This window comes from Paraburkholderia sp. CNPSo 3281, assembly GCF_024206515.1.
GTDB classification, from domain to species: domain Bacteria; phylum Pseudomonadota; class Gammaproteobacteria; order Burkholderiales; family Burkholderiaceae; genus Paraburkholderia; species Paraburkholderia nodosa.
In genome coordinates, this window is the sequence record NZ_JAMBPS010000015.1 from 89300 (window position 1) to 108497 (window position 19198).

Consider the following 19198-nt stretch of genomic DNA (forward strand, 5'->3'; position numbering starts at 1 on the left):
CGGATGGAGAGTTCGTCGCTTGTGTCGCGCTTGCATCAATTTGCGTTCCGGATGGGCAACCCGGGGCGGCGGCGCAAACGTTTCGCGACGGCCACCGCCCTCTGCCCTTCGATGCCTCCATGCGCAGCGCTCAGGCCAGATCGAGTGCCGCCGTGAGATCGCCCGGTGGCGTCTGCTCTCGCGAGAGGAACGTCTGATCACGCGAAGCCACGCCGTCGAGCGGCGCGAGCCCATGCACGCGGCTGATGAAGCGCAGGATCGAAACCGTGTCGTAGAACGTGTGATCGACGTAGCCCTTCTTCGCGAACGGCGCGATCACGAGCGCGGGGACGCGCGAACCCGGACCCCAGCGGTCGCCCAAGGGCGGCGCGACCGGGTCCCACCAGCCGCCGTTCTCGTCGTGCGTCACCACGATCATCGTGTTCGCCCATTGCGGGCCGCGCTGGATGCGCTCGATCACGGTCGCGATGTGGCGGTCGCCCGACTCGACGTCCGCATAGCCGGCGTGCATGTTCAGGTTGCCCTGCGGCTTGTAAAACGTCACGGCAGGCAAGCGCCCTGCGTCGATGTCCGCGAGCAGACGGTTGGTCGACGGATCGTCGCCGAGACCCGCATCGCGCAGGTGACGCGCACGCGCGGCCGTGCCCGGCGCGAAGTTGGCAAAGTAGTTGAACGGCTGGTGGTGATACTGGAAGTCGGGCACTGCGCGCGTGTCCTGATGGTCCAGCGCGAACTGCCAGGCGCCGCTATACCAGGCCCAGTCGACGCCCTTCGCAGAGAGCCGGTCACCGATCGTCGCGTAGGTCTGCGGGCGCAGCACGCGTGGATTGGACGGATCGGCGAGCGCCGGGTTGCCGTCTTCCGACGGGCGCACGTTGCTCGGCTGATATGGCGGCGCCATCGTGTTGACGGCGTAGCCGTCGGGCGTGAAGAGGCCGTCGTTCACGAACTTCGGCGGTCCGTCGAGCGCCGAGGCCGGCGAGTTCGGCGCAACCTTCAGGCGCGTGCCGGTGGGATCGTCGCCCTCCACGACGGAGGCGAGATGCTTGGCGGCGCTCGTCTGGATGTCGGCGTATTGCGGCACCTGCGCCGAGATCAGGAAGATGTGGTTGAGCCATGAGCCGCCAAACGCGGCCATGAAGAAGTTGTCGCAGAGCGTGTACTGCTGCGCGATATTCCAGAGCCGCAGCGTCTGCGCGGAGTTCTCGTAGAAGCCCATGACGAGGCCGCCCGAGTCGCCCCACGCGGCGAACTGGTTGTTGCGCCCCGCGTTGATCTGCATCTGGTTCTGATAGAAGCGATGGATCAGGTCGCGCGTGATGATGCCGTTCGGCAACGGATGGCCGTGCGCGTCCACGATACGAAACGGCCGGTTGGAGAGTCCCGTGATCTGATGCTCCGCAATCATGTAGCGCTTGCCATCCAGCTCCTGCGCCTGGGGCACGAGGCCGCCCCAGATCTTCGGCAGCTGCGGCAACGGCGTCTTGCCGTCGCGATCGAGCTGCGCGTAGCGCTCCGCGCTCACATTCGCGAGCGGGGTTTGCACGCCGGGATAGTTGCCGTACAGATTGACGAAGCTGCGATTCTCCGCGTAGATCACGACGATCTGGCGCACCTGGTCGCGCAACGCGGCATCGACGCGCGCGTCGGCTGCGCTGCGCGGCGCGCCCGCCGCGCTCTGCGCCGGCGTCTCGCAGCCGCCGAGCGCGAGGCCCACGCCAACCGCCGCCAGCCCGCCGAGCACGCGGCGGCGCGCGGGGTCGTCCGGACCGACGGGAATGGAAGGTTCTTCGGGACGCCCGTTGTTTGGTTCGTCGTTCCGCTTCATCAGCCTGCCTCCGGTGCCATGCCCCTAAGGGCGAGTCGAGGGGACGCGCAGTGCGCGCGGCGTACCGCGAATATTACGCAGCAGGATACCGGTTCCGCAGTTGGCAAAGCAAAAAGGAAGCTCGCAAGCGCTGCACTGAAGCAGCCCTTTTAGCCGTCGCGCGGCATACGCGGCGCGCTTGCAGCGCCGTGCGGCTGGGCTTGCGCGAGCGTTTGCGCGGGACGCGGTTCGCTCGCGTGCCCCTCATGCGCGGCGCGCGGGGCACCGGGCAACGTCGTGCGCTCGTGGCGCGGCACATCGCCTTCGTCGGTCCAGAGCGGATCGGGAATCTCGCCGAAGACCTGGCGCAGCCGCTCGCCCCACGTCGAATGGATCATCTGGAAATAGGCATTCGACTGGTCGAGCGATGCGTATCGCGTCACACGCAGCGCGTCTCGCTCGTACACGAGCAGGTCGAGTGGCAGACCGACCGAAAGGTTCGAGCGCAGCGTCGAGTCCATGGAGATGAGCGCGCATTTCGCGGCCTCGTCGAGCGGCGTGCCCGGCGTCAGCACGCGGTCGATGATCGGCTTGCCGTACTTCGACTCGCCGATCTGGAAATACGGATTGACGCTCGACGTCTCGATGAAATTGCCGGCCGCGTAGATCTGGAACAGCCGCATGGCATGGCCGCCGATCTGGCCGCCGAGAATGAAACTGCAGTTGAAGTCGACGTTGAAGGTCTTGAGCGCTTGCGCGTCGCGCCGGTGCACCTCGCGCACGGCTTCGCCCACCACGCGCGCGGCCTCGACCATCGTCGGCGCGCTCCAGAGCGTGGCGCGCCCCGCGTCCTGCGGCTCGGTCAGCACCTGCAGCGTGGCCTGCGTGATGGCCAGATTGCCCGCGACGAGCAGCACGAGCACGCGCTCGCCGGGCGCTTCGAACACGGCCATCTTGCGCGACGTGCTGATGTGATCGACACCCGCATTCGTGCGCGTGTCCGCGAGAAACACGAGCCCCTCGTCCACTGCCATTGCCACACAGTACGTCATGCGCCTCCCTCCCCGTCCCTGACTTGCCGCTCTTTTTGTTATAGCGGGAAAACTATTGCTGCGACTGCTGCGCGCTCACGTGCACGCTGACATCGAGCGTTTCGCCGGCCCCGCCCACGCGGCGGCCGCGAACCGGCGCGGCCGCGTCGTAGTCGCGCCCCACCGCGATCCGGCAGTATTTTTCGCTCGCGAAACACGCGTGCGTGACGTCCACCGTCACCCAGCCGTTGTCGAGCCACACGTCGACCCATGCGTGGCTCGCCATTTCCGGCACGTCGCCGGGGTCGAGGTAGCCGCTCACGTAGCGCGCCGGCACGCCGCGCGCGCGGCACACCGCCAGCATCACATGCGCGTGATCCTGACACACGCCACGGCCTAGCGCCAGCGCGTCCGCCGCGGTGTGCGTCACATCGGTGACACCGGGCTCGTAGCGCACGCGCTCCGTGATGCGCGAGGCCGCGTCGAGTACGGCGGCGGTGTCGTCCAGCGACGGCAGGCTGAACGCGAATTCCGTGAGTGCCTCGTCGGCTTCGGTGAGGCGCGTCGGCGAAGTGAAATGGTGCATCGGCACCATGCCTTCGCCTTCGGGCAGCCGGCCGTCGGGCAGCGCCACGGTCTCGACTTCACCGCGCACGCGCAGGCGAATTTCCCTATGCGGCCGCGTGAGCACCAGCGTCATCAGCGCGTTGCCGTAGGCGTCGCGGCACGCGTCGAGCTTGCCCGGCGTCTCGACGTGCCATTGCTTGACGATCTGTGTGGGCGTGGTGAGCGGCGAAAGCCGCAACTGCTGAATCGAATAATGCACGGGCGCTTCGTAGCGGTAAACCGTGTCGTGCCGGATCGCGAGTTGCATGAGGTTAATCCTCCGTCGAGACGATTGGGATATCGATGAGCGCGGGATCGCGCTAACCAACCGGCAACATCAGATAGGTGCGCGCAACCTGGTTGCCCAACTCGTACACGCGCGCGAGAAACTGCGTGAGGAACGTATGCACGCCCATGGAAAAGATCTGCCGCAGGTCCGCATAAAGCAGCTCGGCGCGCAGCTTGCCCGCCGTGCGCTCGACTTCTCGCGAGCTATCGGTGCGCAGCATCGCGAGATTCGTGCAGACGCCGTCCAGCGACGCTAGCAGCGAGCGCGGCATTTGCTGGTTGAGTATGAGCAGTTCAACCACGCGCGCGGGCGTCACCACGTCGCGATAAACCTTGCGATAGATTTCGAGCGCGGAAACCGAGCCGAGAATCGAGGTCCAGTAATAGAAGTCCTCGAGCTGACGCGCGGCCGAGCGCGAGTCGGCGTTTTCCACGTCGACGAAACGCACGTCGAGAATGCGCGCCGTGTTGTCCGCGCGTTCGAGGAACGTGCCGAGTTGCGTGAAGAAGAGCGCATCGTCCTGCAACGCCGTGCCCAGGCGCACGCCGCGCGACAGATGCGAGCGGAACTTCACCCACTCGAACAGCGCATCGGGACGCGCTTCCAGCTCACTGCCGCGCAACAGCTCGACGAATTGCAGCCACGTGTCGTTGATCGTTTCCCACCATTCCGTAGTGAGCGTGCCGCGCACCGCGCGTGCATTCTCGCGGGTCGCCTGCAGGCACGAGTAGATGCTCGACGGGTTCGTTGGGTCCGCAACGAGAAACTTGAGCACGTTGCTGCTCGTTGTTTCCTCGTGGCGCGCATCGAAGGCGGGCTCCAGTTCCGAGATCCGCAGCATCGCACGATGCGTGCGCGCCTCGGCGTCCGCGCTGCCGGGCAGCAGGAGCGCCTTCAGATTGATGTCCAGCATGCGCGCGGTATTTTCCGCGCGCTCCATGTAGCGGGCCATCCAGAACAGATGATCGGCGGTGCGGCTCAGCATGGTCGAACCTCTTCGTGTGCGTTTGGTAAGGCCAGTGAAATCATTCGAGCACCCACGTATCCTTGGTCCCGCCGCCCTGCGACGAGTTGACGACGAGCGAGCCTTCCTTCAGCGCCACGCGCGTGAGGCCGCCGGCCGCCATCTGGATCGTCTTGCCGGAGAGCACGAAGGGCCGCAAATCGATATGGCGCGGCGCGATGCCCGCTTCGACGAAGGTCGGGCAAGCCGACAGCGACAGCGTGGGCTGCGCGATGTAATTGCCTGGCCGTGCGAGCAGCCGGGCGCGAAACGCCTCGATTTCCTCGCGCGTGGAAGCGGGACCGACGAGCATGCCGTAGCCGCCCGCGCCGTGCACCTCTTTCACGACGAGATCCGGCAGATGTTCGAGCGTCCAGGCGAGATCGTCAGGCCGGCGGCATTGCCACGTCGGCACGTTCTTCAGGATCGGCTTTTCGCCGAGATAGAACTCGATCATGTCGGGCACATACGGATAGATCGACTTGTCGTCGGCCACGCCCGTGCCCATCGCATTGGCGAGTACGACGCGGCCCGCGCGGTACGCCGTGAGCAGCCCCGGCACGCCGAGCGCGGAGTCGGGGCGAAACGCCAGGGGATCGAGAAAATCGTCGTCCACACGCCGATAGATCACGTCCACGCGACGCGGCCCCTGCGTCGTGCGCATGAATACGTAGTTATCCTCTACGAAGAGATCCTTGCCCTCCACCAGCTCGATGCCCATTTGCTGCGCGAGGAACGTATGCTCGAAATACGCGGAGTTGTACATACCGGGCGTGAGCAGCACGACGGTCGGATCGTCCACGCCTTCAGGCGCCACCGAGCGCAGCGTATCGAGCAGCAGGTCGGGATAATGCGCGACCGGCGCCACCTTGTGCTGTACGAACAACTCGGGAAAGAGCCGCATCATCATCTTGCGGTTTTCGAGCATATACGAGACCCCGGAGGGCACGCGCAGATTGTCTTCGAGCACGTAGAACGCGCCGTCGCGCCCATCGCGCACGATGTCGATGCCCGCGATATGCGCATACACGCCCAGCGGCAGGTCGATACCCTGCATCTCCGGCCGGTACTGCGCATTGGTGTAGACCTGTTCGGCCGGTATCACGCCGGCGCGCACGATGTTGCGCTCGTGATAGACGTCGTGCAGGAACAGATTGAGCGCCTGCACGCGCTGGCGCAGTCCGCGCTCGAGCAGCGCCCATTCGTCTGCGGGAATGATGCGTGGAATGAGGTCGAAGGGAATGAGCCGCTCGGTGCCGGAGAGGTCGCCGTTCACCGCGAACGTGATGCCGACCCGTCTGAACAACAGGTCCGCCTCGGCGCGCTTGCGCGCCATCGTCTCGCCACTCTGCCTCTCCAGCCACTGCTGGAAGCGGTCGTAGTGCGGGCGCACCGCGCCCTCGTCGCGCATTTCGTCATGGACTTGCATCGGTTCGTTCTCGCGCGTGAGTGCAACTGCAGTACAGGCTAAAAAGCAAGGCGTATGCCATCGGCCTTCAGCCTTGTTTCATGCGCTGGATTGGTGCAATTCAGGCAGGATCGGCGGTATCGAATCGGGGCATGCCAATGCGGCGCCGCATTTGCGCTTCAAGCTGGTGCAATGCGCTCGCGCGGCACGGTAAAGGCAGGAACAGCAGGCAACTGAATGGGCCTGAGATCCAATGACGGATGCGACCTGCGTGAACGAGCGTTCTACGGGAATCGCTGCGTGGCCAAGCGTGGAGGTGCCGGTGGACGTCGCCGGACTTGCCGGCGTTCAGCGCTATCTGCGCGCTTCGCTGGAAACCGATGTGGCTGCCGCGCCACCGCGCCTCTTCGGCTACTGCGGCACGACAACGGCCCAATCAGATCATTGAGACGCCGCGCTCTCGCGGCTGCGCGCCGCCGCCAGCCCGGTGCGGCTTTGCACGCCCCACTTGCGCCGCCCGAGCAGGAAATGCAGCCAGCCGAGCGCCGCGCCGCTGTGGCGCATCAACTGGAACGAAAACGGCTCGAAGACGGCGGCAAGGAACGCCATGCCGAAACTCGAGTGCGTGCGGTCGCCGCTCCAGCGCCGGTATAAATGTACGGAGTACAAATGAAACGCGAGGTCGATCGCGATCTTGCCGACGATCACGCCCAGCACCGGCAGCACGATCGTAAAGCGGCCGTCGAACAAGAAGCCGATCAACAACGCGAACGCCGTCAGTCCATAAATGGGCTGAACGGTGTCGAACGCCTTCACGGGCAGCATCATGAGGCCGAGCTTGCCGTACTTGCGGTTGCCCGTCATGTCGCGATACCAATACTGCGTTTGCAGGAAGCCCGCGAACCAGCGGCGGCGCTGACGCAGGAAGGTCGTGAGCGTGCCGGGCGCGTCGGTGCGCGCGCGGGCGGTGCCGAGCACGCGCACGTCCCAGCTTAAGCCCTTGCGCGCCGAATAACGTCGCAACCGGTGAATCAGTTCGTAGTCCTCGACGAGGCAATCCGCATCGAAGCCACCCACGGCCATCACGGCGTCGCGGCGAAAGCCCGCAAACGCGCCCGAGATCAGCAGCAGGCTGTCGGCGCGCATCCACGCGAAGCGCGAGATGAAATTGCGGATGTACTCGTAGGTCTGGAACCACTGGAAAAAGCGTCCACTGAGCGTATGGTCGCAAACCGGCGTGAGCAGGCCCGCCGCCGCGACCAGTGCTGGCTCGCGGCCAAACGCGCTCGCCATCGCGGCGCATGCGTCGGGTTCGAGCAGCGTGTCGGCGTCCACGGTCATGACCGTTTCCGTTGCGATCGCAAGCAACGCCGCGTTGAGCGCGCGCGCCTTGCCGCCATGCGCGAGCTTCAGCCAGCGCAGATTCGGATACTGCGTCGAAGGCGCGCTCAGTTGCCCAACGCCTGGATCGACCAGGCCATAACGCTGCGCGAGCAAGGCAGCCGTGCCGTCGGTCGAGCCGTCGTCGGCAATGACGATCTGCTGCGGCGCGCGGCTTTGCGCGAACAGCGCGTCGAGCGTGATCGGCAGCACGGCCGCTTCGTTGTGCGCGGCGACGATCACGCCGAGCGTCGGCAGCTTCGCCGCGCCTGCAGCCGCGGGCGCTGCCGCAGGCGCAAGCAGCACGCGCGCCTTCCAGGCGACGAACAGCAGCAGCAACGTGTCGTAGACGACATAGGCAATGCCCGTGGACCACGCGACCACGCCTTGCAGGAAGAACGCGCGCGCGAACAGCACGAACCAGAGCGCCATGACGCCCAGGTGGATCGCGATGCTCGCGAACGGCGTGGGAGGCGGCACGAAGCGCGGCGACGTGCGGGCGAGCGCCTCTTCAAGCGTATTTTTCAAGTCGTACCCTTACGTGTTGCTCACGGCATCATCCGGCGCAGCACCGAATGACGATCAATCCATTGATGCTTGAGCGCGCCCGCAATGTGCAGTGCGAGCACGCCATAAAGCGCATAGCTGCACGCCGTGTGCAGCGCGCCGAACTGGTTGTGCAACTGTTCCTTCGTGGCCGCATCGAGGTTCATGATGAAGCCGATGCGCGGCCATTGCACGAGGCCGAAGAGATACATGGGATGCGAGGCGGCGGCGACCCATGCGGAGTCGTGCAGCCAGCCGGAAAGCGGCATCGCGAAGATCAGTACGTAGAGCGCGACGTGCGCGGCGTGGGCCGACGCGCGCTCCCAGCCCGGGAATTCGGCGGGCAGCGCCGGCGGGCGATGCGTGAGACGCCACAGCACGCGCAGGATCGCCAGCCCGAGCACGGTAATGCCGATCGACTTGTGCGTATCGATTACGAGGCGGATGGCGGTGTCCGAAAGCGCGCCGTCGGGCAGCAGCGCGGCAGTCAGGCCCAGCGCGACGTTCGTGAGGATCAGTAGCGCGATCAACCAGTGCAATAGCACGGCAACGCGCGTGTACTTCTGCGCGCCGGCGGCGGCATCGACAAACGGGGTTTCGGCGGAAAGGGAAGTTTTCACGTGGGCTTGGCCGTTGCGGATCAGTAGGGAAAACGCCCGGCGCGGCATTTTTATTCCCGCCGCGCGTGGTCCGCCGGCGGGATTGCGCAATGCTGCCCACACAGCGACTCGCGCATTATGCCCCCTCGTCCCTGACGCTGCAGAATCCGCTAGATGGCGGTTCTGCCAGTTTGGCGGCGGCCGGCCGTCATGCGGCGCCCCTCGAACTGCCGCGCGTAAAAGAAAAAACCGGAACGGGTCGTGCAACCCGTTCCGGTTCTGTGGCGGCTTCGACGGCTTACTTGCCGCTGCCCGCCTGCTTTTCGATCTGCGCGCCTACTTCGGCGTCGATCTGCTTCCAGTAGTCGAACACGCGCTCGCGCACGGGGCTGCCCACGCCGCTCAGGCTCGCCACCACCTGCTGGATCAGCGCCTCGCGCTGCTTGTCGTTGTAGACGTTGCGAACGAGATCGTGCGCCTGGCCGAAATCGTCGTCTTCCGCATGCAGCGAGTAGGCGCTGCGCACCATGTCGCCGTCGGCTTCCCAGCCGTCGTCCGCCGCGCCCGTCGTATCCGCCCACGGACGGCCGAAGCTGTTCGGCACGTAAGTCGGCGCGTTGCCGCTATGTTCGTACGTCATGTTGCCGTCGAACATGTAGGTCTGCACGGGCACCTTCGGACGATTCACCGGCAGCTGGTTGAAGTTCGTGCCGATACGCGCGCGCTGCGCGTCGTTATAGGCGAACGCGCGGCCCAGCAGCATCTTGTCCGGCGAGAGGCCGATGCCCGGCACCGTGTTGCCCGGCGAGAACGCGGCCTGCTCGATCTGCGCGAAGAAGTTCTCCGGGTTGCGGTTGAGCGTCATCGTGCCGACCTTGATGAGCGGATAGTCCTTGTGTGACCACGTCTTCGTGAGATCGAACGGATTGAAGCGGTACTGCTTCGCCTGGGCATACGGCATGATCTGCACGGAAAGCGTCCACGACGGAAATTCGCCGCGCTTGATCGCATCGAACAGATCGCGCCGGTGGAAGTCGGCGTCCTCGCCCGCCATCGCCGCGGCTTCGGCGTTGGTGAAGAACTGCATGCCCTGGTTCGTGTGGAAGTGATACTTGACCCAGAACTTCTCGCCCTTCGCGTTCACCCACATATAGGTGTGCGAGCCGTAGCCGTTCATGTGGCGCCACGTTTTCGGCAGGCCGCGCTCGCCCATCAGATAGGCGACCTGATGCGCCGACTCGGGATTGTTGGTCCAGAAGTCCCACTGCATCTGGCCATTGCGCAGGCCCGAGTCGGGCAGACGCTTCTGGCTGCGGATGAAGTGCGGGAACTTCATCGGGTCGCGCACGAAGAAAACCGGCGTGTTGTTGCCGACGAGGTCGTAGTTGCCCTCGGTCGTGTAGAACTTCAGCGAAAAGCCGCGCACGTCACGCCAGGTGTCGGGGCTGCCCATTTCGCCCGCGACGGTCGAAAAGCGCGCCAGCATTTCCGTGGCCGCGCCCTTCTGGAACAAGGCGGCCTTCGTGTAGCGCGACACATCCTCGGTGGTCTTGAATTCGCCGAATGCACCGGCGCCCTTCGCGTGCGGCTGGCGCTCGGGCACCTTCTCGCGGTTGAAATGCGCCATCTGCTCGAGGAAGTGCACGTCGTGCAGCACGATCGGACCGTCGGGGCCGATCGTGAGCGAGTTACGGTCGCTGACAGCCGGCGCGCCCGTGCTCGTCGTGGAATGACCGGCAGACTTGTCGTTCGATGCACCCATTACCGCTCTCCTGATGGATTCGCGCATGGCGGCTGCGCGCACCGCGCCCGCTCGACTGCGAAAGCAGGTTCGCGCCGCAGCCGGGGCCGCCACCGCTAGATTTGGGGGACCAACCCGGGCTGCGCGGTGCCAACCTTCGACACCAGCGCTCGCCCGAGGGAACGGCCATTTTGCTCGCAGACGCGAAGCGCTGCGCTCAAGCGGTTCACGTGCTGCGCAGCCGATTGGGACGTCTGTCCCCGTGTTGGAAATTTCCACCCAAAATCAGGCGTTTACATAATTGTTGCGACGCACAAAAACTTCTTGACACGATTTATGGATCGGTTACCATGAACTCGATTGCTGCATCGCACAAAACCTTCTCTGCGCGAACCGGTGATCGACCCGAAAGTTTATTTTCGCAACCGAAACCGACGCGTAGCGTCCCCCCAAAAGGAAAGAGACATGAACCTGCCGACCCCCGAACAGTTCGCCGCCAACCAGAAAGCCGCTCTCGAGGCCCTCTTCGGCCTGACGAGCAAGGCATTCGAAGGCGCGGTCAAGCTCGCCGAACTCAATATCGAAACGGCTCGCTCGGCGTTCGCCGAAGGTCAGGAACAAGCCCAGCGCGCACTCTCGGCCAAGGACCCGCAAGGTTTCTTCGCCGTGCAGGCCGGCTTCGCCCAGCCCGCCGCTGAAAAGGCACTGGCCTATGGCCACAGCGTCTACGGCATCGTTTCGGCCACGCAAGCCGAATTCGTCACGGCCGCCCAGTCGCAGTACGAAACGCAGCAGCGCGCGCTCGAAACGCTCGTCGACAACGCCGTGAAGAACGCCCCGGCCGGCTCGGAAGCCGCTGTCGCCGCGATCAAGTCGGCGCTGAACGCCGCCAACAACGCGTATGCGTCGGTGAACAAGGCTGCGAAGCAGGCTGTGGAATTCGCGGAAAGCAACTTCGACGCCGCCGGCAAGGCCGCGACGAAGGCCGTCGCGCAAGCTTCGGCGCGCGCCGCCAAGCAAGCTGCGTAAGCGTTACGCGTCACTTTCCGCTGGCGGGAGCAACCGCTGCCGCCAGCCGGACTGAAGACGGGCGTGGACCTCGTGCAATGCGAGTTCCACGCCCGTTTGCTTTTGGCCGGTCTGGCGCGGTGCGAAAGCAGATATCGGCGTTACGCGGCCGATCGCAACAGCCAGCCGGCGCAGAGCGTTTGAACCCATGAAGGCACGCGCCGCGAACGCCTGCTCACGAGCCGAACATCCGGTTCACCGCGCGCTCGAGGTGCGCGCGCATGGCGGTCGATGCGCGTTCGGCGTCGCGCGCCTGGATCGCTTCGAGCACTTCGAGGTGTTCCTGCTGCACGAGCCGCTGCCGCTCGATCGACTTCACGAGCGAGAGGTTGCGCGACAGGTTCATGCTGAACACCATCTGCTCCTGGATGCCCGAGAGCGCCGTGATGAAGAACTGGTTCTTCGAGGCACGCGCCACGGCCATATGGAACGCGAAGTCGTCTTTCGCGCCGATGCCCGAGGTCTCGACGATGGTCTGCAGGTTGTCCCACTCGCGCTGGATCGCCGCGATGTCTTCGTCTTCGGCCTTTTGCGCGGCCAGCGAGGCCGCCCCGGCTTCCACCACCACGCGGTATTCGTAGCAGCGGCGAATGTCCGACAGCGTCTCGAGCGGCGCGAAGCGGCGCACGTCCGGGTCGGGACGCCGCATGACCGTCGTGCCCGAGCCGTGGCGCGTGGCGATGATGCCGTCCGCGCGCAGCTGGGCAAGCGCCTCGCGCACCGTGGGGCGCGAGGTCGCGAAGCGCTCCGCGAGCATGTGCTCGGTCGGCAGGCGCTCCCCTTCCTTGTATTCGCCCTCGATGATGCGATTGAGGATGTCGCTGTAAATCCGCGCCGGCATATTCGGCGCTTTCTGCTCAGACATGATCGGACGGTGCACTTGGGTTGTCAGGAGTGTCGTCAATTGTAAGTCATATGGCGGGCCGATAGCGTCCACCCGCCCCCGGCCAGCCCCCATTTTGCGGGTGTTTCCGCTCTTTCCGTCCCGCTTTACCAATTTGCGGCCAATTTACAGCCGCTTGCGCTTTTGCGCTGGCCAGCCTTACCGCAGCGCACTCACGCGGATGCGCAGTTCCGCTTTCTGCGTCTCTCCCGGCTCCAGCCAGCGCAGGCCGAGGCCGGTGTGAATCGCATCGGGCAGCCCTAGCCACGGCTCGACGCAGTAGAAGTCCGAATCGGGCGCGAGCGTCCAGGTCGTGACCGCATACCACGACGCCGAACCGGGCCGGCACAGATCGATTTCGATCGCGCGCTGCTGCGACGGCATTTCGATGCGCACGGGCACATCCGGTTCGCCGTCGAGGCAATGAAAGCGGTCGATGATCTGCGCGTCGTCGAAGCGGTAGTGCGTCTCGCCCGGCGCGGCCTCGGCCGTCGTGCCGTCCGGCAACTGCCGGCGATGGCCACTGCGCGGCAGCGCGATCGTCGCCTCGCCGCGCTGCGCGTGCGGCAGCGCGAAATAGAAGTGATGGCCCGCGTAGTACGGCAGGCGCGCGTCGCCCGTGTTCGTCGTGGTCAGTTCCACGTCGAGCGTCGTTTCGTCGGCGAGGCGGTAGGCCGCCTCGAAGCGAAACCCGAACGGGTACATCTCGCGCGTCGACGCGCTGTCGGTGAGCGTCATGCGCACGCCGTCGCCTTGCGGCGCGATCTGCGCCGCGAACGGCAGATCGCGTGCGAAGCCGTGCAGCGGAATGTCCCGCACCACGCCCTGTGCGTCACGCCACCGGCCCGCGCGGCCATCCACCCACTGCCGCGCGATGAACGGAAACAGCAGCGGATTGCCGCCGCGGATCAGCCCCGGCTTGCTCCAGTCCGGCGCGTCGGGCCAATGGATGATGGGCGCGCCGCCGATCGTCCATGAAAGCAGACGCCCGCCGGCCTGCGGCGCGACGAGCAGCCGCGACGCGCCGCGCGCGAGTTCGATGATGTCCTGGTTCTGAAACTCCGGCATATCGGCAACACGTAAAGGGCAAAGGTCAGTCAGGCGCGCGCAGCGAACCCGCGAAAGCGGGCTCGGGCAGGCCACGCACACCGGCGTCGATAGCGAACACCAGGCCGTCCTGCTCGCCGGGTTGCGGCGGGCAGATCGTCGTGAGGTAAAGCACGTTGAGGTTCGCACCGCCGAACGCGCACATCGAAGGCTTCGCCACCGGCACCGCGACGCTGCGTTCGAGCCGCCCTGCGGGCGTGAAGCGCAGCAAGCGGCCCGCGTCGTTCGCGCAGATCCAGTAGCAGCCGTCGGCGTCCACGGCCGCGCCGTCGGGGCGCCCCGCGTAGTCGTGCAGATCGGCGAACACGCGGCGATTCGTGGGCACGCCGTCGTCGATGTCGTAGTCGAAGGCCCAGATCAGGCGGCTCGACGCGTGCGAATCGGAGAGATACATCGTGCGGCCGTCCGGCGACCATGCGAGCCCGTTCTGCGTGCACAACCCCTCGACCACGGGCGCCGACAAGCCGTCTTGCGCCGTATAGCGATAGAGCTTGCCCGCCGGGTCGGGCGCCGCCGCGTCCTGCACCATCGTGCCGGACCAGAAACGGCCCTGACGATCGCAGCGGCCGTCATTGAAACGCATGCGCGCGGCCTCGTGCGCCACGCTCGCGAGCGGCCGCACACTCGCCTCGCCCGCCCGCGCGTTCTCGGCCGGTTCGTGCAGCGTCACGGCGAAAAGGCCCGTCTCCAGCGCCGCGAGCACGCCGCCATCGCGCGCGAACGCGAAGCAGCCGATGCGCTCCGGCAACGCCCACTCGGTGCGGCGCGCGGTATCGACCGCATAGCGAACGAGCGTTTGAGCGGGAATATCGACCCAGTACAGCGCGCTTTCCTCGGCGCGCCACACGGGGCACTCGCCGACCGACGAGCGGCGCGCATCGTGCGTTTCGAGCGGCCTCACCGGCGGCATCGACACAGCATCGAGCGTCACTTCGTGCTGCGTGCTCAACGCTGCTCCTTCTTCCAGGCTTCGTACGCGGCAAGCGTGGCCTCGTTCGGCGGATAGGTGCCCGGCAGCGCCGCGCCCGCCTCGATACGTTCGGTGATGAAGCGCTCGAGCGTTTCCTGCTCCGTGGCGTCGCGCGCGACTTCCTCGGCCAGATGACGTGGAATCACGACCACGCCGTCCGCATCGCCGACGATGATGTCGCCCGGAAACACGGCCACGCCGCCGCAGCCGATCGGCACGTTCAGGTCGACCGTATGGTGCTTGCAGAGATTGAGCGGCGCCGAAGCACCCGCGCAGAACACCGGAATGCCGAGCGCCGCGATGGTCGCGCTGTCGCGCACCGGGCCGTCCGAGACCATGCCCGCCACGCCGCGCACCTTCATGCGCGTGGCGAGGATCGAACCCATCGAGGCGGCGTCGGTCACGCCACGGCAGTCCTGCACGAGCACCGCACCCGCGGGCACGGTCTCGACGCCCTTGCGCTGCGGATGCTCGGGATTCTGGAACGCGCTCAGCTGGTCGAGGTCCTCGCGCGCCGGGATGTTGCGCATCGTGAAGGCCGGACCGACGAGGTTGGGGGCGCCCGGCGCCGGTGCGGCGAGCGGCTTCACGCCCTGCAGGAAGACGTTGCGCAGGCCGCGCTTGAAAAGTTGCGTGGTGAGCGTGGCGTTCGAAACGTGGCGCAGTTGTTCGAGCGCGGCATCGCTCACAGGGATGGCTGGGGAAGTCATCGTGTCTCGTCCGTTGTCGTGTGTCGTGGTGCGCGTGGCGCGGGCGGCGGCTCGAAAAACTGTCGAGCGGATGGGTTGCATTGTTGTAATACAACACGAAAATTGTCAACCCGCCATTGCGTGGCGGGCTACCCCAGGATGTATGACGACTAGTCTTCGGACGGGCGCGAGATGCCTCGTAAAATTCGGTTGGCGCCGCAGGTAAAGATACGACGCAAGTCCAACAAATGCCCGCCCAGAAGCCGCGCCGGGCGTCCGACCCCGATCTGGACCAGGGAAATCCCCAGCGCCTCAAGATTTGCTTTACAACTTTGGTCCAAATAGAATGATGTCTTACATGAAGGGCCCGACGCGCACCGGCACCACCCTTCGTCCCGGCCAGGCACAGCTCCGTGCCACAGCCCGCCAACAGCAGGAGACGAGCAGTGCAACGCAAGACAATCAAGGGGGTGCGGTGGTGGATCATCGGCCTCATCATGATCGGCACCATCTTCAACTACCTCGCGCGCAGCTCGCTCGCAGTGGCCGCCCCCACGCTGACTGAAACGCTTCACATGACCACGCAGCAGTACTCGTACGTGGTCACGGCCTTCCAGGCCTGCTATGCCCTCGCGCAGCCTGTCGCCGGTTTCGTGCTCGACTCCGTAGGCATCAAGATCGGCTTCGCGATCTTTGCGTTTGGCTGGGCCATCGCCAACATGCTGCACGGCCTCGCCGGCAGCTGGCCCGCGCTCGCGGCCTTCCGCGGCATGCTGGGCCTGACCGAAGCCGCGATCTTCCCGGCCGGCATGAAGTCCATCAGCGCATGGTTCCCGGCCAAAGAGCGCTCGGTCGCGACCGGCTGGCTCAACACCGGCACCTCGATTGGCGCGATGCTCGCTCCGCCGCTCGTCGTGTGGTGCATTCTCAAGTTCAACTGGCAGTTCGCGTTCGTCATCACCGGCGGGGGCGCGCTGATCTGGGTGGCGCTGTGGCTCGTGTTCTTCAAGATGCCCGCGGAACACCCGAGGCTCTCGCAGGAAGAGGCCGACTACATCCGCGAAGGCCAGACCGAAGCGCAGAAGTCAACCCGCGGCCGCCACGCCTCGTTCAAGGCATTGCTCAAGACGCGCCGCTTCTGGGGCATCGGCATTCCGCGCATGCTCGCGGAACCCGCATGGCAAACCTTCGGCGCGTGGATTCCGCTGTACATGGTCACCGTGCGTCACATGAACCTGAAGGAAATCGCGCTGTTCGCGTGGATGCCGTTCCTCGCCGCCGACCTCGGCTGCCTGGTGGGCGGTTACCTCGCGCCGCTTTTCATCCGCTGGTTCGGCTGCTCGCTCATCACCTCGCGCAAGCTCGTCATCACGACCGGCGCGCTGCTGATGGTCGGTCCGGCCTGCGTGGGCCTCGTTGCGAGCCCCTACGCCGCGATTGCCCTCTTCTGCGTCGGCACATTCGCACACCAGACGATTTCGGGCGCGCTGTTCACGCTGGCTTCGGACGTGTTCGGCCAGCACGAAGTCGCCACGGCCACCGGCCTCTCGGGCATGTTCGGCTACCTCGGCGCGACGGTGTTCTCGCTCATCGTCGGCGTAGTGGCCAGCACCATCGGTTATAACCCGTTGTTCGTATGCCTCATGCTGTTCGACATCATCGGCGCCTGCGTGGCATGGCGACTGATCTCGAACGAGCAGCAGGACAACGCGGAGAACCTCGCGCTTCAGTCCTCGCATAAAGTGAAGGCCTGATCGCCCTGTTCACCGGCCGGCGCCCGCGAGGGCGCCGGCTTTCGGCATTTCTACGTGAGGACAATCACAGTGAAGAAAGTTGCATTGACCGGCGCGGCCGGCCAGCTCGGCACCGTGTTGCGCAAGGGCCTGCTCGAACGCGGCGTGAACCTGCGTTCTGCGGCCGGCTCGAAGCCGCTCGAACCGCTCGTCGCGGGCGAAGACGTGATGCACGGCGACCTGCGCGACCCCGCCGTGGTCGACCGCCTGCTCGACGGCGTGGACGTGCTGATCCACATGGCCGGCACGAGCGTCGAGCGCCCCTTGCCCGAGATCATCGAGAACAACCTGCGCGGTCTCGTCGAAGTCTACGAAGGCATGCGCCGCCACGGCACGAAGCGCATGCTGTTCGCGAGCTCGAATCACACGATCGGCATGTACCCCGTGGAAGAGAAGCTCACGCTCGACTGCGCGTTTCGCCCAGACGGTTTCTACGGCCTTTCCAAGGCATGGGGCGAATCGCTCGCGCGCCTGTACTGGGACAAGCACGGCATCGAAACCGTGAACGTGCGCATCGGCAGTTGCCTGCCGAGGCCCACCGAGTTCCGTCAATTGAGCACGTGGTTCGGCCACGAGGACCTGTTCCATCTCGTCGACCGCGTGATCAATGTCGATGAGATCGGCTTTGCCGTGGTGTGGGGCGTGTCGAACAACACGCGCAGCTACTGGATTCAGGAAGGCGCGCACGACGACGCGAAGCGGCTTGGCTATGAGCCGAAGCAGAATTCGGAAGACTGGGCGGCCGAGATTCTGGCGCAGCAGAACCCGCTCGACGCGACGGCGCAGCGGTATCAGGGCGGCAGTTTCGCCAGCTTCGATTTCACGCCGGTGGAGCAGCGCGGCAAGCGGTCCTAGTTCGCCGCTTTTCCGGTGTTTGCGTTTTAGCGCCCCCTGGGGCGCTTTTTTTTGGTTCTTCGCGGGTGTAGTGGGGGTCTCTGGGCAATTGGCGAGCAAGAAAAGGTCTGGCTACGGAAACTTTGAAAACACACAACGCGTTGCTTCCGGCAAACGTTGCCTGCAGGCACCATGACCAGGCGAACCGTTCAATATACCGATTCCATACCCGGTGGTCGGTGCTTAAAACGTCGGTGCACCCAGTAATACTGCTCGGGAAATTTCACGACCTGTTCCTCAAGGAACGCATTCATGCGGCGCGCGTCGGCTACATCACTCCCTGATGGGAAATCCGTGAGCGGATCGAAAATCGTCAACTTATACCCTTGACAATTCGGAAGCACCTCAGTCACGAAGGGAACAACCCGCGCGCGCCCCAGTCTCGCGAGACGCGAAACGGCTGTGAGCGTGCAGGCGGGAACGCCAAAGAAAGGGACAAAGGCAGAGTTTTCAACGCCTTGGTCCATATCCGCCGCGAGCATGACCGGTTTGCCGGAACGCAACAATTGCACGATCTTTCTGGCACTTGTCGCGCGCTCGATCATCTCTGCGCCGAATCTGCCGCGTTGCCGCCTGGCAAGGTCGCATAGGGCTGTGCTTGACATACGTGTGTACAGTGAGGCGACCGGGAGGTGCGTCGAGTAGAGCATGCAGCCGACCTCTATGCCCACAAAGTGAAAACCCATAAAGATGGTGGGCGGGGCTGTATCGTCATGGAGATTAATTTTGCTTTCGATCTGGACGATATCCCGGATCGATTGCGCACTGCCAAACCACTGGATGCCTCGCTCGAGATAGCTGCGAACAACATGGCGGAAGTGAGCTCTTGCGAGCTTCTGACGTTCGCGGCTAGTCTTCTCGGGGAAGCAAAGACGCAAGTTCACCTGGACGATATGCTTGCGGCGGCTCGGAAGCGCATACAACGCAGTGCCGACAACCATCCCGAGCCTTGCGACGAATTTGTAAGGAAGTATGGAAAGCGTGCGTAGCAACGCCACGATGAGCGCAAAGCCGAGGCGTTTCAAAGATTGTGCCCTATGGGTGGTGAAGTTTGGAAAGCGAAGTCAAACGCCAGGCACGCGACCTTTCGGCTCGTCACTGCTTCATGGCGAATGTTTTCGCTCAAGATATCAACCGTGGACCATACAGTCCAGGCGCAATCATTGGGTTACGTGGACGACTCGCGAAGTTACCGATTGTAACGGGCGGCTTTGGTGCGACCTACCCCAAAGATTCTGGTCGTGAGTAATCGCCGAGCATCGACGACGCTGTTCCACAACTCAAAGGGGGTTTCTGCTGGTGGTGGTTGCGAATGACACTTCCACGCCGAAAGCGGATCTCCGCTCTGCAAGCCAGTGAACTGGCGGCTTCGGGTCGGGTAACG

General features: G+C 64.9%; 17 protein-coding genes. 4 read left to right on the forward strand and 13 right to left on the reverse strand.

What is annotated here, in order from left to right:
- Positions 1-130: 130 nt before the first annotated feature.
- The 5 genes from M3I56_RS17380 to M3I56_RS17400 form a co-directional block, all read right to left on the reverse strand.
- Positions 131-1828 carry an acid phosphatase gene (locus tag M3I56_RS17380; RefSeq protein ID WP_254355041.1) on the reverse strand — a complete coding sequence of 566 codons (1698 nt, stop codon included), beginning with the start codon at positions 1826-1828 and terminating at the stop codon, positions 131-133.
- A 149-nt stretch (positions 1829-1977) separates the two neighbouring features.
- Positions 1978-2859 carry a proteasome-type protease gene (locus tag M3I56_RS17385; RefSeq protein WP_254355042.1) on the reverse strand — a complete coding sequence of 294 codons (882 nt, stop codon included), beginning with the start codon at positions 2857-2859 and terminating at the stop codon, positions 1978-1980.
- A 52-nt stretch (positions 2860-2911) separates the two neighbouring features.
- Complete coding sequence (locus M3I56_RS17390) at positions 2912-3712, reverse strand: transglutaminase family protein (protein WP_254355043.1); 801 nt, start codon at positions 3710-3712, stop codon at positions 2912-2914.
- Between the two features lie 52 nt (positions 3713-3764).
- Positions 3765-4718, reverse strand: coding sequence for an alpha-E domain-containing protein (locus M3I56_RS17395; protein ID WP_254340472.1), 954 nt, complete (start codon positions 4716-4718; stop codon positions 3765-3767).
- Positions 4719-4758: 40 nt separating this feature from the next.
- Positions 4759-6165 carry a circularly permuted type 2 ATP-grasp protein gene (locus M3I56_RS17400; RefSeq protein ID WP_254355044.1) on the reverse strand — a complete coding sequence of 469 codons (1407 nt, stop codon included), beginning with the start codon at positions 6163-6165 and terminating at the stop codon, positions 4759-4761.
- A 232-nt stretch (positions 6166-6397) separates the two neighbouring features.
- Here M3I56_RS17400 and M3I56_RS17405 point away from each other — a divergent pair, with 232 nt between their 5' ends.
- Positions 6398-6592, forward strand: a complete 195-nt coding sequence (locus tag M3I56_RS17405) for a hypothetical protein (RefSeq protein ID WP_254355045.1) — start codon at positions 6398-6400, stop codon at positions 6590-6592.
- Here the strand turns inward: M3I56_RS17405 and M3I56_RS17410 are convergent.
- The 3 genes from M3I56_RS17410 to M3I56_RS17420 form a co-directional block, all read right to left on the reverse strand.
- Positions 6586-8052 carry a glycosyltransferase family 2 protein gene (locus M3I56_RS17410; protein WP_254355046.1) on the reverse strand — a complete coding sequence of 489 codons (1467 nt, stop codon included), beginning with the start codon at positions 8050-8052 and terminating at the stop codon, positions 6586-6588. The two genes, M3I56_RS17405 and M3I56_RS17410, sit on opposite strands and share 7 nt — an antisense overlap.
- Before the next feature lie 20 nt (positions 8053-8072).
- Positions 8073-8690, reverse strand: a complete 618-nt coding sequence (locus M3I56_RS17415; protein WP_254355047.1) for a cytochrome b — start codon at positions 8688-8690, stop codon at positions 8073-8075.
- A 277-nt stretch (positions 8691-8967) separates the two neighbouring features.
- A complete protein-coding gene (locus M3I56_RS17420) occupies positions 8968-10431 on the reverse strand; it encodes a catalase (RefSeq protein WP_254355048.1) in 1464 nt (487 codons plus the stop codon).
- Between the two features lie 444 nt (positions 10432-10875).
- Here M3I56_RS17420 and phaP point away from each other — a divergent pair, with 444 nt between their 5' ends.
- Positions 10876-11439, forward strand: a complete 564-nt coding sequence (phaP, locus tag M3I56_RS17425; RefSeq protein ID WP_254355049.1) for a phasin family protein — start codon at positions 10876-10878, stop codon at positions 11437-11439.
- Between the two features lie 214 nt (positions 11440-11653).
- Here the strand turns inward: phaP and M3I56_RS17430 are convergent, their stop codons facing one another.
- The 4 genes from M3I56_RS17430 to M3I56_RS17445 all read right to left on the reverse strand — a co-directional run bounded on the left by M3I56_RS17430 (position 11654) and on the right by M3I56_RS17445 (position 15148).
- Entirely contained in the window at positions 11654-12343 is a 690-nt protein-coding gene (locus M3I56_RS17430) for a FadR/GntR family transcriptional regulator (RefSeq protein WP_254355050.1), read from the reverse strand.
- 177 nt (positions 12344-12520) lie between these two features.
- Entirely contained in the window at positions 12521-13429 is a 909-nt protein-coding gene (locus M3I56_RS17435; RefSeq protein ID WP_254355051.1) for an aldose epimerase, read from the reverse strand.
- A 25-nt stretch (positions 13430-13454) separates the two neighbouring features.
- Positions 13455-14378, reverse strand: coding sequence for an SMP-30/gluconolactonase/LRE family protein (locus M3I56_RS17440; RefSeq protein ID WP_254355085.1), 924 nt, complete (start codon positions 14376-14378; stop codon positions 13455-13457).
- Between the two features lie 35 nt (positions 14379-14413).
- Positions 14414-15148 (reverse strand): ribonuclease activity regulator RraA, encoded by a 735-nt coding sequence (locus M3I56_RS17445; protein WP_254355052.1) that lies wholly within the window; start codon positions 15146-15148, stop codon positions 14414-14416.
- Between the two features lie 476 nt (positions 15149-15624).
- Between M3I56_RS17445 and M3I56_RS17450 the strand changes: the two genes are divergently transcribed.
- Together M3I56_RS17450 and M3I56_RS17455 are read left to right on the forward strand one after the other, a co-directional pair.
- The gene (locus M3I56_RS17450; RefSeq protein ID WP_254355086.1) at positions 15625-16881 is read left to right on the forward strand and encodes an MFS transporter; all 1257 of its coding nucleotides are present in this window, start codon (positions 15625-15627) and stop codon (positions 16879-16881) included.
- Positions 16882-16950: 69 nt separating this feature from the next.
- Positions 16951-17775 (forward strand): NAD(P)-dependent oxidoreductase, encoded by an 825-nt coding sequence (locus tag M3I56_RS17455; RefSeq protein ID WP_254355053.1) that lies wholly within the window; start codon positions 16951-16953, stop codon positions 17773-17775.
- A gap of 188 nt (positions 17776-17963) precedes the next feature.
- Here M3I56_RS17455 and M3I56_RS17460 read toward each other — a convergent pair whose 3' ends face one another.
- On the reverse strand, positions 17964-18839 hold the full coding sequence (locus M3I56_RS17460) for a lipid A biosynthesis lauroyl acyltransferase (RefSeq protein WP_254355054.1): 876 nt from the start codon (positions 18837-18839) through the stop codon (positions 17964-17966).
- Positions 18840-19198: the final 359 nt, after the last annotated feature.